Origin of the sequence: Bradyrhizobium sp. 2TAF24 (genome assembly GCF_052115025.1) — a bacterium.
Lineage (GTDB): Bacteria > Pseudomonadota > Alphaproteobacteria > Rhizobiales > Xanthobacteraceae > Bradyrhizobium_A.
This window is the reverse complement of sequence record NZ_JBFRFW010000032.1, coordinates 1-13,342: the sequence shown is the minus strand read 5'-3', so window position 1 is coordinate 13,342 and position 13,342 is coordinate 1. Positions and strand designations below refer to the sequence as shown.

Below are 13,342 nucleotides of genomic sequence, written 5' to 3'. Positions count from 1 at the left end.
CTACTCCGCCGGCACCGCCGCCTCACGCAGCCGCGTCGAATAATACGACGCGTTCTGCCGGCCGCTGGCGGCGCCGCGCGCGAACAGAATGAGGTGGTGGGCGACGAGGCCGACGCTGATGATACGCTCGATGTCGCCTGTCTTGAGCCGCGGCCAGGCGAAGCGCCAGAATTCGCGGCGGTAGTCGCTGCAAACGCCGACCTTCCACAGGATCTTGGCCAGCATGGTGAGCCCGCGCTTGATGTTGGGCCACGACACCCGCTGCGGCGAGTTCGGCGGCTGCAGGCGGTTGGGATAGGTCACGCGGTCCTGGTGTTCGAAGCGCGCGAACAGCTTCTGCGGGGTGTAGGCGCGCGCCATGGTCTCCCGCCACATCCCGACCACCATGTCATAAGGCAGGCGGAAGTCGACATTGGAATCGCGGCCGTCGTCGTCGACGAGGCGGTTCTCCCGTGCCAGGCGATCCCACAGCGGCGTCTGCGGCAGCGCCTGCAGCAGGTTGATGGTCAGCATCGGGATCTGCGACTGCGCGATGAAGTCGAGGATGCTGTCGCCGGTGTCCGGCCGATCGGTGTCGAGGCCAAGGATGATGCCGGACACCACCTCCATGCCATACCGATTGAGCGTCTGGACGCCCTCGAGGATCGGCACCATCGTGTTGTGGGCTTTCGCCATCGCCTTGAGCGCGTCGCGGTCCGGCGTCTCGATGCCGCAGAACACCGTGGTGAAGTAAGCGTCGCGCATCTGGCTGAGAATTTCGGGCCGCTTGGCGATGTTGAGCGTCGCCTCGCAGGCGAATTGCAGGGCGAAGCCGTTGCGTTTCTGCCATGCGATGAGATGCGGCAGCAGCTCCTGCACCGCGCGGCGATTGCCGATGAAGTTGTCGTCGACGAAATACACCGCGCCGAGCAGGCCACAGGCGAGCAGCTTGTCGAGTTCGGCGGTGATCTGCTGCGGCGTCTTCAGGCGCGGGTTACGGCCGTAGAGGCCGGGAATGTCGCAGAACTCGCATTGGTAGGGACAGCCGCTGGAGAACTGAATGCTGCCGATGAAGTAGCGCTGGAGCGGCAGCAGTTCGTAGGCCGGCTGCGGAAACTCGGTCATGTCGCGACGCACCGCCGTGGTCAGGCGCACCTGGTGGGCCGGACGCGACGGATCGCGGCCCAGCCGCTCGATCAATGTATCGGTGGCGTCGCCGAGTTCGCCGATATGGAGATAGTCGAAATCGGGATAGTACTCGGGACACGCGCTGACCGATGGGCCGCCGAGCGCGGTCACCTTGCCGGCGGCATGAGCACGGCCGCAGATATCGTTGATCTGGCGACGCTGGATATGCATGCCGCTGACAAACACCGCGTCGGCCCATGCAAAATCCCCGGGCGTCGCCGGATCGATGTTCTCGTCGACGAAGCGCACCTGCCAGGACGGCGGCAGCACCGCCGCGATCACCAGCAGCCCCTGGGGCGGCATGAAGGCGCGCACCCCGTCGGTCAGGGCGTAGGCATACTCGAACGTCCCGAACGAGGGCGTGTAGCGCGGAAACACGCACAGAATCTTCCGTGCCGGCAACATGCCGTCATGCGCCATGGATCCCCCGATCGCGTCAGACCGACCGGTCTGCGAACCGATCGCTGATCAAGTGCCAGATCACCCATGACAACCCGCATCGCCGGCTTTGGTGCCGGCCCCGCAGATCGTCATGCGCGAGCATCCCGAGCGATTGTGGCATTTGCCGGTCAGCATGGCGGCTTTGGGGCGCGACATTTGCGCATCGCGCACCGTCAGACGCGCATAGCCATGATCAGACACATTGCGCATCATGCACATGACAACGCCGCCGCCGGCAGAGGACCCATGGTCCGTTGCGGGCGACGGCGGCATTCAGGTTCACAAGGCAGGACATGTGGCGCGCGAGCGCCGCGCCGCTCAGTCGCGCGGCAGAACCGCCGTCGCCTCGATCTCGACCCGTGCGGACGGTTCGACCAGCCGCACCACCTGGACCAGCGCCATGGTGGGATAATGAGCGCCCAACACCTCGCGATAGGCCTGGCCGATCGCTTTCAGGTTGGAGACATACTCCTCCATGTCGACGACGTACCAGGTCAGCCGAACGAGGTTCTGCGGCCCGGCGCCGCCTTCGGCCAGGATGGCGACGATGTTTTCCAGCGTCTGCCGCACCTGTGCCACGAAAGTGTTCGGGAAGCGGCCTTCCGCATCCCAGCCGACGACGCCGCCGGTGACGACGAGGCGGCCTTCGGCCAGCATGCCGTTGGCATAGCCCTTCGGCCGCGGCCAGCCGCCGGGCTGCAGCACCTGCGGGCGCCCTGCCGGCGGCTGCTCCTGGGTCGCGGGCAACACCGCCACATTGGTTGCTTTCGGTGCGTTCACCGGCCTGTCTCCTTCAAGGGTAGGCGCCGCGGCGGACTCATTCCGCCGCGGTGCTGGTCATGGATTTGACGGCCTCTGCCTCGGCCTGCGCCATCTGGCGCAGGGTGAAGCGGCGCAGCTTGCCGCTTGCGGTCTTCGGCAGTTCCGTCACGAATTCGATCGCACGCGGGTACTTGTACGGGGCGATCTCCCGCTTGACATGGTCCTGCAGCGCGCCGACCAGCGCGGCATCCCCGACGACACCGGGCCGCAGCACCACATAGGCCTTCACGATCATGCCACGGTCATGGTCGGGCGCGCCGACCACGCCGCACTCGGCGACCGCGTCGTGGGTCATCAGCGCGGCCTCGACATCGGGGCCGGCGATGTTGTAGCCGGCCGACACGATCATGTCGTCGGAGCGCGACTGGTACCAGAAGTAGCCGTCCTGATCCATCACATAGGTGTCGCCGGTCAGGTTCCAGCCATTGAGGACGTATTTGCGCTGGCGCTCATCGGCGAAATAGCGGCAGCCGGTCGGCCCGCGCACCGCGAGGCGGCCGAGCGTGCCCGGCGGCACGTCATGGCCGTCGTCGTCGACGATCTTGGCCTCATAGCCGGGCACCGGCTTGCCGGTGGCGCCGGGGCGAATCTCGTCCTCGGTGGCGCTGATGAAGATGTGCAGCATCTCGGTCGAGCCGATGCCGTCGATCAGCTTGAGGCCCGTCGCCTTGAGCCAGGCGTCGAAGGTGCCCTTGGGCAGCGTCTCGCCCGCCGATACGCATTTGCGCAACGACGACAGATCGTGCTTGCCGTTGAGCCCGAGGATGACGCGGTAGGCGGTCGGCGCGGTGAAGCACACCGTCGCCTTGAAGCGTTCGACCGCAGCCGCCAGGTTCGGCGGCGCCGGATTCTCCAGCAGGATGAACGAGGCGCCGATGTGCATCGGGAACAGCACGCCGCCGAACCCGAAGGTGAAGGCGAGCGGCGCCGAACCGATGAAGCGGTCGTCGCTGCGGGCGCGCAGGATGTTGCCGGCGAAGCCGTCGCACACCGCGAGCATGTCGCGGTGGAAGTGCATGGTGCCCTTGGGGTCGCCGGTGGTGCCCGACGTGAACGCGATCAGGCAGAGATCGTCGGCGGCGGTGTCGACCGCGGTGAAGACGTCGCTCTCGTCGGCGATCAGCGCTTCCAGCGAATCCGGCGCGCCGGATTCCCAGTACACGACGCGCTGCAGCTCGGACGCGACCGTCTTGGTCTTCTCCATCTCGTCGGCGAGCTTGTGGTCGCACAATGCCAGCGCGATCTTCGTGCGCTGCACCGGATAGGCGATTTCCTTGGCGCGCAGCAGCGGCATGGTGGCGACTGCAATGCCGCCGGCCTTGATCACCGCGAGATAGGCCGCAACCATCATCGGCGTGTTGGCCGAGCGCAGCAGCACGCGGCCGCCCGGCACGAGGCCGAGCTTGCGGGTCAGCGCATTGGCGATGCGGTTCACCAGCTGCTGCAGCTCGCGATAACTATAGGTCTTCTTGTCGGTGTAGATGCAGGGCGCGTCGCCATGGCCTTCCGCGATCCAGCGGTCGAGGAAGTTGTGCACGCAGTTGAGCCGCTCCGGATAGTGATATTCCGGGCGGGTGAAGATCAAATCCGGCCACAGCTCGCGAGGCGGAAGATGATCGCGGGCGAATGTATCGACATGAGCCGTCTGTGCCATCGTGCGTTCCTTTTCAGCGTCGCCCGTTGCACCGCGTCGTCACGAGACGTCAGACGTCTCGCCCGATCGCGGCAGCCGGGCCTCCCGCTGCCCTATGCATGTCTCGCGCCACTCACATGGCGGAGCCGGCATTCATTCCAGCAGCGCCTGCAGCCGCGGATCACTCCGCGGCGCGCTGCACTGCGACCGTCTGCGCGGTCTTCATCAATTCGCGGCCAATGACCACTTTCTGCACTTCCGTCGCGCCCTCGTAGATGCGCAGCGCGCGAATCTCGCGATAGAGCTCCTCGACCTTGACGCCGCTCTTGACGCCGAGGCCGCCGAACACCTGCACGGCACGATCGATCGTCGCCTGCGCGGCTTCGGTAGCGAACATCTTGGCCATCGCTGCCTCGCGCGTGACGCGCGCAGCGCCGCGATCCTTGGTCCACGCGGCGCGGTAGACGAGCAGCGCTGCGGCATCGATGCTGGTCGCCATGTCGGCAAGGCCGGCCTGGGTGAGCTGCAGGTCGCCGAGCACGCCACCGAACATGCGGCGGCTCGCGGCGCGGCTGAGCGCCTCATCCAGCGCGCGGCGGCCGAGACCGAGCGCGGCGGCGCCGACGGTGGAGCGGAAGACATCGAGGGTCGCCATCGCGACCTTGAAGCCCTCGCCGGCGGGACCGACGCGGCGCGCCAGCGGCACGCGACAGTCGGTGAAATGCAGCGTCGCCAGCGGATGCGGCGCGATGACGTCGATGCGCTCGCCGATCTCGAAGCCCGGCGTGCCGGCATCGACCACGAAGGCGCTAATGCCACGGGCACCCGCTGCCTCATTGGTGCGCACGAACACCACATAGTGATCGGCGATGCCGCCGTTGGAAATCCAGGTCTTCAGGCCGTTGATGCGCACGTGATCGGGACCATCGGGCACCGCGACCGTGCTCATGGCGGCGACATCGGAACCGGCGTCGGGCTCCGACAGCGCGAACGCCGCGATGCTCTCACCGCGCGCGACGCGCGGCAGGTAGACCTGCTTCAGCTCGTCGGAACCGAACAGCGAGATCGGCCCGGTGCCGAGCCCCTGCATCGCGAACGCGAAATCGGCAAGGCCGCTTTCATAGGCGAGTGTCTCGCGCACGAGGCACAGCGTGCGGACATCGAACTGCGGCGTCAGCCCGCCATAGGCGGCGGGCACCGCGGCACGCAGCCAGCCGCCCTCGCCGAGCGCGCGCACGAGGCGGCGGCACGAGGCGTCGACGTCGTGATGATCGACCAGCGGCGCGAGATGGACGCGCGCCCAGCTCGCAAGCTCGGCGGCGAACGCGCGGTGGCGATCCTCGAAGAACGGCCACGCGAGCGTCTCGGCCAGCCTTGTGTCCATTGCACCGGTCGTCATCGGATCACGCCTCCGCTCGCAGCCTCGTGAGCTTGCGGTCTTTGCCCGACCGCTTGCCAATCATTTTAAACCTAAAATAATTTTGCGCAACTGTGAAAATGCCGGCCGCCTGCGCCAGGGCGGGCCGACGGTCGCGCCGGCGCATCCGCCGTCGCCGCTCAGCTGATTGGAAAATGGGCCTGTTTCAGGCGGTTGCCGACAGCAACCCGCCGCCCCGCCTGCATCCGGATACGGCTAGCGCGCGGCCTGCGCCGCCAGCTCCGCGAGCCGCGCGGTCATCGCCGAGGCGGGATCGGCGAGCGGCGCGATGACGGTGAAATGGTTGGCGCCGGGAACCTCCTCATACCGCGTCGCCACGCCGGCGGCGCCCCAGGCATCCGCCATGTCCCGGCTCTGGCGCAGGAATTCTGCGCTCTCGGCGCCGCCGACGACGGCGTCGAGGCTGCCGCGGCGCGGCGATGTCCAGCGCAGCGGGCTGACGGCGCGGGCCTCCTGCGCATTCAGCCGCAGCGCGCCATTGAGCGAGGTGCCGACCAGCGGCTCGAGATCGAACACGCCGGACAGCGCATAGGCAGAGGCCACGAGCCCCGCCGGCAGAGCCTTGTCGACCGCGCCCCAGTCGGTCGCGAGCAGGCAGGCGGCGAGCTGGCCGCCGGCGGAATGGCCGCTGACCACCAGCGGCCGGTTCAGCCGCGCCAACTCACGCACCGCGGCGCGCATCTGGGTGATGATATCGGCGACGCCGACCTGCGGGCACAGGTCATAGCTCGGCACCGCGACCGTGACGCCGCGGGCGTTGAGCCCCCGCGCCATGTGGCTGAAGAACGAGCGGTCGAGCGCCTGCCAGTAGCCGCCATGGATGAAGACGACAATGGCGCCCTCGTCGGCATCGGCCGCGAACAGGTCGAGGCCGTGGCGCTCGCCGCCGCCATAGCGCAGGGTACGGACATGGCCGTGCCGCGCGGCGCGATAGGCCTGCGCGTCCCGCCCCCAGGAGGCGATGATCTCGCCGCTCTCCGGCACGCGGGCGCGGTTGTTGTACTCGGCCTCGAAGTCGATCGCAGTCACGGGCAGCCCCTTCCGGAAGGTCTTGTCGTCATTTGCCTGAAATGAAGCGGATGATGCCGGGGCGCTCAGCTGTCCGGCGTCGCGCCCTCGCGCTGCGCCGCGCGCTCGGCGGCGGCGCGCTGCGTCGACACCTTGGCCTTGCCGAGCAGGCGCATCATGTCGCGCACGTCCTTCTCGGTGAGGTCGGCAAAGAAGCTGGCGATCCACAATTCGTGCTCGGCCGCCATCTTGCGGAACACGGCGCGGCCGGACTTGGTCAGGCGGATCATCTGCACCCGGCGGTCCTCCGGCGAGGTGCGGCGGTCGATATGGCCGGATTCCACCAGGCGCTCGACGAGGCCGGTGACATTGCCGTTCGACACCATCATGCGCTTGGACACGTCCGACAGCGTCATGCCGTCCGGCGCCTTGTCGAGCTGGGCCATCAGGTCGAAGCGCGGCAGGGTGACGTCGAAGCGCTCGCGCAGCCGGCTGCGCACCTCGCCCTCGATCAGGGTGGTGCAGGTCAAAAGCCGCAGCCACAGCCGCAGTTCGTCGCCATGGTCTTCCGGCGTCTCGACGGCCTTGGTCTCGGAATCGAAGGTCATGGACATATGGGATGTCGCCCGTTGCGCCCGGTTGCGGCATCGGCGCCAACGCGATCCATGGCGAGGGCGGCGGCCGTCGCGCCGATCGAGTCACACCGATCACCTTGAACCTTCAAATAATTCGGAACGGCGTGAAAGTCAAAGAACGCGCCGCGGGCGAGTGTCCCCGCCCCGCCCTGGATGCGGGACGCCACGTGCCTGGTGTTTTCTCCTCCCCGACGGCGCCGCTGCGAAAAATTTGCGCGCCGCGCTCAATTGCGTCGCAGCTCTGTCGCCGCCGGCCTCGCGTCGTGTATGCTGCGGAAATACAAGGCCGGCTTGCGCCGCAGCACGGTAGCGGCAGGGCGAGCCGCCCGCTCGCGGTTTAGGCAGCACAGGCGCTTGCGCCACCCCGCCAATTCCTTTAAGATTAAAATAATTAAGCAACATGACGCGGCGGCGACCGCGGCATGGCAGGGAGCGAGACGGGTTCTTCATGGTGCGACACCGCAACGGCCGGCGTCGGCTTGCGGCGATGCCGCGAAGCCAGCTAGGTTCAGGTCAAGTCCGACAAGCTCGATGGGCAGGAGAACGACGATGAAGCGGATCTTCGGAGGGATGGCGGTTGCGGCAATGGCAGGCCTGATGGCCGGCCAGGCGATCGCTCAGGAGAAACTCAAGGTCGGCCTTGTGCTGACGCTGTCCGGCCCGCCCGCGGTGCTCGGTCAGCAGGCGCGCGACGGCTTCAACCTCGCAGTCAAGGACCTCGGCGGCAAGCTCGGCGGGCGTGATGTCGAGGTCATCGTGGTCGATGACGAGCTCAAGCCCGACGTCGCGGTGACCAAGGTCAAGGGCCTGCTGGAGCGCGACAAGGTCGACTTCGTGGTCGGCCCGATCTTCTCCAACATCCTCGGCGCCATCGAGAAGCCGGTGGTGGAATCCAAGACCTTCCTGATCAGCCCGAATGCCGGCCCGTCGAGCTTCGCCGGCAAGGCCTGCAGCCCGTTCTTCTACGTGACCTCCTATCAGAACGACCAGGTCCACCAGGTGCTCGGCAAGGTGGCGCAGGAGCGCGGCTACAAGCGCGTCTACCTGCTGGTGCCGAACTACCAGGCCGGCAAGGACGCGGTCGCCGGCTTCAAGATCGACTACAAGGGCGAGGTGGTCGAGGAATCCTACGTGCCGCTCAACACCCTCGACTTCCAGGCGGAGCTGTCCAAGATCGCCGCCCTCAACCCCGACGCCATCTTCACCTTCATGCCCGGCGGCATGGGCGTGAATCTCGTCAAGCAGTACAAGCAGGCCGGCCTTGCCGACCGCATCCCCTTCCTGTCGGCGTTCACGGTCGATGAATCCACCCTGCCGGCACAGCAGGACGCTGCCGTCGGCATGTTCGGCGGCGCCAACTGGGCGCCCAACCTCGACCTGCCGCAGAGCAAGAAGTTCGTCACCGCCTATGAGGCCGCCTACAACAGCGTGCCCGGCACCTATGCCTTCCAGGCCTATGACGCGGCGCTGCTGATCGACAGCGCGGTCAAGGCTACCAAGGGCGATCTCAGCAACAAGGACGCGGTCAAGGCGGCACTGAAGAAGGCCGACTTCACCTCGCTGCGCGGGACGTTCAAGTTCAACACCAACGGCTATCCGGTCCAGGACTTCTATCTCGTCAAGGCGGTCAAGCGCCCGGACAACAAGTTCCAGACCGAGATCGTGCAGAAGGTGTTTTCCAACTTCGGCGACCAGTTCGCCAAGGACTGCCCGGCAGGCAACTGAGCCTGCAGGACAGGACCAGGCACAGCGTGCGCCACGACCACCGTGTCATGGCCGGACTTGTCCGCAAGTCGGATATATCCGACTTGCGCCTTGGCCTGCTGCACGGTCGTGACGACGTGGATCACCGGGACACCTTAAGTCCCGGCGATCCGTCAAAGACGGATCGCCCTGCCCGGTGATGACGTCGGTGAATGGCTAGCTGCCAAGACTCGTAGCCCGGATGAGCGCAGCGACATCCGGGTCTGAGACAATGTTGGATCCCGGATATTGCTGCGCTCATCCGGGCTACATTTGCAAAGCGATTGGACATGTTGCGCGTGATCCCCCCGATGCGCCCACCCCAACCCGGCAGCCACCGCGCATGACGCTGACCCTCGCCCTCGTCCAGATCCTCAACGGGCTGCAGTTCGGGCTGATCCTGTTCCTGATCGCCGCCGGCCTGACCATCGTGTTCGGCGTGATGGACTTCATCAACCTCGCCCATGGCGTGCAGTACATGGTCGGCGCCTATCTCGCCGCCGCCTTCACCGCCATGACCGGCAGCTTCGCCATGGGCCTTGCGCTGGCGCTGCCGGCAGCGCTGCTGTTCGGCCTGCTGCTGGAAGTGTTGATCTTCCGTCATCTCTACGACCGCGACCACCTCGCCCATGTGCTCGCCACCTTCGGCGTCATCATCTTCCTCAACCAGGCGGTCAAGTTCCTGTGGGGCGCGGCGCCGCTCAGCGTGCCGATGCCGGCGCTGCTGTCGGGCACGGTGACGCTGGCGCCGGGCATGCTCTATCCGGTGTACCGCCTTGTCATCATCGCCGCGGGCTTCGCCGTCGGCGGCCTCCTCTACTGGACCGTCAACCACACCCGGCTCGGCATGCTGGTGCGGGCGGGCGCGAGCAACGCGCCGATGGTGTCGGCGCTCGGCGTCAACATCCGTCTCCTCTTCACCATCGTGTTCGGGGTCGGTGCCATGCTCGCGGGCTTCGCCGGCGCCATGGTCGCGCCGATCCTGTCGGTCGAGCCCGGCATGGGCGACAACGTGCTGATCCTCGCCTTCGTGGTGATCGTGATCGGCGGCATCGGCTCGATCCGCGGCGCGTTCATCGCAGCGTTGCTGATCGGCCTCACCGACACCCTCGGCCGCTTCTTCGCCCCGACGCTGCTGCGCGCGGCATTCGATCCGGCAACCGCGAGCCAGACCGGCCGGGCGATCGCGCCGATGCTGATCTATGTGCTGATGGCGGCGGTGCTGTTCTTCCGGCCCACGGGCCTGTTTCCGGCGCGCAAGTGAGGCTGCCCACGTGAACGATATTGCTGAGATCGACGCCACCGCGACCACGGCGCCACCGCGCCGGCGCCGGCGCGGCATCGTGCTCCCTGCCCTGCTGTTCGCGGCGCTGGCGCTGGTGCCGCTCGCCGCCCAGTTCGGCGCCACCGGCTTCATCCTGGCGCTGCTGACCCGCACCATGATCCTGGCGCTGGCGGCGATGTCGCTCGATCTGCTGATCGGCTGCGGCGCCATGATCAGCTTCGGCCATGCCGCGTTCCTCGGCATCGGCGCCTATGCGGTCGGCATCCTGTCGAGCCATGGCATCGACGACGCCTTCGTCCAGCTTGGCGCCGCGTTCGCCGTCGCCGGCCTGTTTGCCCTCGCCACCGGTGCGATCTCGCTGCGCACCCGCGGCGTCTACTTCATCATGATCACGCTGGCGTTCGGCCAGATGCTGTACTTCCTCGCCACCTCGCTGGCGGCCTATGGCGGCGATGACGGCATGAGCCTGCCCTCGCGCAGCCGCATCTTCAGCGCGCCGCTGCTGAAGAACGACCTCACGCTCTATTACGTCGTATTCGGCGTGCTGCTGGCGCTCTATCTGATGTGCCGCGCCATCGTGGCGTCACGGTTCGGCCGCGTGCTGCGCGGCATCAAGGAGAACCCGGTGCGGATGGAGGCGATCGGCTTTGCGCCCTACCGCTACCAGCTCACCGCCTATGTCATTGCCGGCCTGATCGCCACCTTCGCCGGCTGCCTGCTCGCCAACCAGAGTGAGTTCATCAGCCCCGCCTACGCCACCTGGCAGCGCTCCGGCGACCTGATCTTCATGGTGGTGCTGGGCGGCCTCGGCTCGCTGCATGGCGCGATCCTCGGCGCCGTGGTGTTCACCCTGCTCGAGGAATACCTGTCCGGCCTGACCGAATACTGGGGCCTGATCTTCGGTCCGGTGCTGGTGCTCGTGGTGCTGTTCGCCCGGGGCGGCCTCGTCAGCCTGCTGCGGAGCGAGCGATGAGCAGCCCGATCCTCGTCATCGAGCACCTGCGCAAGAGCTACGGTGCGCTGCGCGTCACCGACGACGTGTCCCTGACCGTCGGCGCCCGCGAGCTGCATGCCATCATCGGCCCTAACGGTGCCGGCAAGACCACACTGGTGCACCAGATCTCCGGCCTCATCACCCCCAACACCGGCCGCATCCTGTTCGATGGCCGTGACGTCACGGGACTTCCGATGCACGAGCGCGCGCGGCTCGGCCTCGTGCGTTCGTTCCAGATCGTCTCGATCTTGCCCGGCTTCTCGGTGCTGGAGAACGTCGCGCTGGCGGCGCAGGCGCGCGCCGGCTCGAGCTTCCGCTTCTTCGGCAATGCCGCTGCCGAGCGGCACTTGAACGAGGAGGCGCACGAGTTGCTCGCCCGCTTCGGCCTCGCCGCGCGCGCCGAGGTGCTCGCCGGCGTCCTCTCGCACGGCGAGAAGCGCCAGCTCGAGCTTGCGGTCGCGCTCGCTGCCAAGCCGCGCCTTCTCCTGCTCGACGAGCCGCTCGCCGGCACGAGCCATGAGGAATCCCGCCGCGTCACCGCGACGCTGCAGGCGCTCAAGCAGGAGTTGCCGATCATCCTGATCGAGCATGACATGGAGGCGGTGTTCGCGCTGGCCGATACCGTATCGGTGCTGGTCTATGGCCGCGTCATCGCCAGCGGGTCGCCCGACGCGATCCGCAACAATGCCGAGGTGCGCGCCGCCTATCTCGGCGAGGAGACGGCCTGATGCTCGCGGTATCCAATCTTCAGGCCGGCTATGGCGCAGCCCAGGTGCTGTTCGACATCTCCTTCGGCATCAATGCCGGCGAGGTCGTCACCCTGCTCGGCCGCAACGGCATGGGCAAGACCACCACGATCAAGGCCATCATGGGCCTCTTGGCGCCGACCGGCGGCGAGGTGCGTTTCGACCAGACCGCGCTGGCCGGCCTGCCGTCATACCGCATCGCGCAATGCGGCATCGGCCTCGTGCCCGAGGGCCGGCAGATCTTCCCGACCCTGACCGTGGACGAAAACCTTGTCGCCACCGCCGCCTCGCGCCGCGGCGCGGCGCGCTGGACGCTCGACGTCGTGCACGAGCTGTTTCCCCGCCTCAGGGAACGGCGCAACAACCTCGGCACCCAGCTGTCCGGCGGCGAGCAGCAGATGCTGGCGATCGGCCGCGCGCTGATGACCAATCCCAGGCTGCTGATCCTGGACGAGGCCACCGAAGGCCTCGCCCCGCTGATCCGTACCGAGATTTGGAACTGCCTCAAGCGGCTCAAGAGCGAGGGCCAGGCGATCCTGGTGATCGACAAGAACGTCGATGCGCTGGCCGCCTTCGCCGACCGTCATGTCGTCGTCGAGAAGGGCCGCGTGGTCTGGACCGGCACAAGCGGCGAATTGAAGAACGACCCCACCATCAAGGACAGGTTCTTGCACGTCTGAAAGGGCGTCCCGCCGGGACGCAGAAAGAGAGGAACGACCATGGCCACCCCGATCGAGACCGCCGGCATCACACGGGCCAATGAAGGCCTGCAGGGCATCAGCTGGAGCATTCTCGGCCAGACCTATGTGCCGAAGACGCGCACCGAGCACTCGTTCTCCTGGCACGCCACCTTCCCGCCCGGCACCTTCGTGCCGCCGCACATCCATCCCGACCAGGACGAATATCTCTACATCCTCGAAGGCCGCCTCGACTTCATGCTCGACGGCGCCGACGAATTCGCCACCCCGGGCGACCTCGTGCGCCTGCCGATGGGCAAGCCGCACGGCATCTTCAACAAGTCGCAGCAGCTCGCCAAGGTGCTGTTCTGGGTGTCGCCGACCCGCCGCCTCTACGACCTGTTCTGGGGCATCCACAACATGCGGGAGCAGAAGCCCGAGGACGTGGTCGCGCTCGCCGCCGAGTACAACATCCACTTCCTCCCGCCGCCTCCGGGGGCGTGACGGGATCGGCGCAAGCGATCGTGGACGACATCATGCCCGGCCTCGCGCCGGGCATTTTGCTGGGCGGGCCACCGGCGGCTTCACAAGCACGGCGTCATCACCGGGCTTGATGTTCAGTCCGGGGACATCACCGACGGGTGTTCGGAGACATAGCCGACACATCACAATACATGGACAGGCTGTTAGGGAGTCGGTCCATGCCATGGCGCAAGGTGTCGGTGATGGAGCAACGACGGGAGTTTGTCCGGC

At 67.0% G+C, this 13,342-nt stretch carries 13 protein-coding genes; 6 read left to right on the top strand and 7 right to left on the bottom strand.

The genetic code is table 11. The annotated features are described in order from the left end of the window. The 7 genes from AB4Z37_RS30885 to AB4Z37_RS30855 all read right to left on the bottom strand — a co-directional run bounded on the left by AB4Z37_RS30885 (position 1) and on the right by AB4Z37_RS30855 (position 7,117). Complete coding sequence (locus AB4Z37_RS30885; protein ID WP_441520503.1) at positions 1–1,572, bottom strand: B12-binding domain-containing radical SAM protein; 1,572 nt, start codon at positions 1,570–1,572, stop codon at positions 1–3. A gap of 75 nt (positions 1,573–1,647) precedes the next feature. Continuing rightward, a complete protein-coding gene (locus AB4Z37_RS30880; RefSeq protein ID WP_441520502.1) occupies positions 1,648–1,821 on the bottom strand; it encodes a hypothetical protein in 174 nt (57 codons plus the stop codon). A 105-nt stretch (positions 1,822–1,926) separates the two neighbouring features. Continuing rightward, entirely contained in the window at positions 1,927–2,358 is a 432-nt protein-coding gene (locus AB4Z37_RS30875; RefSeq protein ID WP_441520529.1) for a RidA family protein, read from the bottom strand. A 67-nt stretch (positions 2,359–2,425) separates the two neighbouring features. Next, positions 2,426–4,084: a benzoate-CoA ligase family protein gene (locus AB4Z37_RS30870; RefSeq protein WP_441520501.1), complete on the bottom strand. Its 1,659-nt coding sequence runs from the start codon at positions 4,082–4,084 to the stop codon at positions 2,426–2,428. Positions 4,085–4,244: 160 nt separating this feature from the next. Next, entirely contained in the window at positions 4,245–5,462 is a 1,218-nt protein-coding gene (locus AB4Z37_RS30865) for an acyl-CoA dehydrogenase family protein (protein ID WP_441520500.1), read from the bottom strand. 234 nt (positions 5,463–5,696) lie between these two features. Further along, positions 5,697–6,530 carry an alpha/beta hydrolase gene (locus AB4Z37_RS30860; RefSeq protein WP_441520499.1) on the bottom strand — a complete coding sequence of 278 codons (834 nt, stop codon included), beginning with the start codon at positions 6,528–6,530 and terminating at the stop codon, positions 5,697–5,699. A 65-nt stretch (positions 6,531–6,595) separates the two neighbouring features. Then, positions 6,596–7,117 (bottom strand): MarR family winged helix-turn-helix transcriptional regulator, encoded by a 522-nt coding sequence (locus AB4Z37_RS30855; RefSeq protein ID WP_441520498.1) that lies wholly within the window; start codon positions 7,115–7,117, stop codon positions 6,596–6,598. 597 nt (positions 7,118–7,714) lie between these two features. Here AB4Z37_RS30855 and AB4Z37_RS30850 point away from each other — a divergent pair. The 6 genes from AB4Z37_RS30850 (at position 7,715) to AB4Z37_RS30825 (ending at position 13,093) form a co-directional block, all read left to right on the top strand. Continuing rightward, positions 7,715–8,869 carry an ABC transporter substrate-binding protein gene (locus AB4Z37_RS30850; RefSeq protein ID WP_441520528.1) on the top strand — a complete coding sequence of 385 codons (1,155 nt, stop codon included), beginning with the start codon at positions 7,715–7,717 and terminating at the stop codon, positions 8,867–8,869. A gap of 361 nt (positions 8,870–9,230) precedes the next feature. Next, positions 9,231–10,151 (top strand): branched-chain amino acid ABC transporter permease, encoded by a 921-nt coding sequence (locus AB4Z37_RS30845; RefSeq protein WP_441520497.1) that lies wholly within the window; start codon positions 9,231–9,233, stop codon positions 10,149–10,151. A 10-nt stretch (positions 10,152–10,161) separates the two neighbouring features. Continuing rightward, a complete protein-coding gene (locus AB4Z37_RS30840) occupies positions 10,162–11,145 on the top strand; it encodes a branched-chain amino acid ABC transporter permease (RefSeq protein WP_441520496.1) in 984 nt (327 codons plus the stop codon). Next, positions 11,142–11,894, top strand: coding sequence for an ABC transporter ATP-binding protein (locus tag AB4Z37_RS30835; protein WP_441520495.1), 753 nt, complete (start codon positions 11,142–11,144; stop codon positions 11,892–11,894). The genes AB4Z37_RS30840 and AB4Z37_RS30835 overlap by 4 nt, the downstream gene beginning before the upstream one ends. Next, positions 11,894–12,592, top strand: a complete 699-nt coding sequence (locus AB4Z37_RS30830; RefSeq protein ID WP_441520494.1) for an ABC transporter ATP-binding protein — start codon at positions 11,894–11,896, stop codon at positions 12,590–12,592. The genes AB4Z37_RS30835 and AB4Z37_RS30830 overlap by 1 nt, the downstream gene beginning before the upstream one ends. A gap of 39 nt (positions 12,593–12,631) precedes the next feature. Next, complete coding sequence (locus tag AB4Z37_RS30825; protein ID WP_441520493.1) at positions 12,632–13,093, top strand: cupin domain-containing protein; 462 nt, start codon at positions 12,632–12,634, stop codon at positions 13,091–13,093. Positions 13,094–13,342: the final 249 nt, after the last annotated feature.

Bases quoted from the DNA above. Each gene is read 5' to 3' on its own strand.
- AB4Z37_RS30855 (WP_441520498.1), bottom strand. From the start codon at position 7,117: ATGACCTTCGATTCCGAGACCAAGGCCGTCGAGACGCCGGAAGACCAT.
- AB4Z37_RS30885 (WP_441520503.1), bottom strand. From the start codon at position 1,572: ATGTTGCCGGCACGGAAGATTCTGTGCGTGTTTCCGCGCTACACGCCC.
- AB4Z37_RS30850 (WP_441520528.1), top strand. From the start codon at position 7,715: ATGGCGGTTGCGGCAATGGCAGGCCTGATGGCCGGCCAGGCGATCGCT.
- AB4Z37_RS30865 (WP_441520500.1), bottom strand. From the start codon at position 5,462: ATGACGACCGGTGCAATGGACACAAGGCTGGCCGAGACGCTCGCGTGG.
- AB4Z37_RS30870 (WP_441520501.1), bottom strand. From the start codon at position 4,084: ATGGCACAGACGGCTCATGTCGATACATTCGCCCGCGATCATCTTCCG.
- AB4Z37_RS30835 (WP_441520495.1), top strand. From the start codon at position 11,142: ATGAGCAGCCCGATCCTCGTCATCGAGCACCTGCGCAAGAGCTACGGT.
- AB4Z37_RS30825 (WP_441520493.1), top strand. From the start codon at position 12,632: ATGGCCACCCCGATCGAGACCGCCGGCATCACACGGGCCAATGAAGGC.
- AB4Z37_RS30845 (WP_441520497.1), top strand. From the start codon at position 9,231: ATGACGCTGACCCTCGCCCTCGTCCAGATCCTCAACGGGCTGCAGTTC.
- AB4Z37_RS30880 (WP_441520502.1), bottom strand. From the start codon at position 1,821: ATGATGCGCAATGTGTCTGATCATGGCTATGCGCGTCTGACGGTGCGC.
- AB4Z37_RS30830 (WP_441520494.1), top strand. From the start codon at position 11,894: ATGCTCGCGGTATCCAATCTTCAGGCCGGCTATGGCGCAGCCCAGGTG.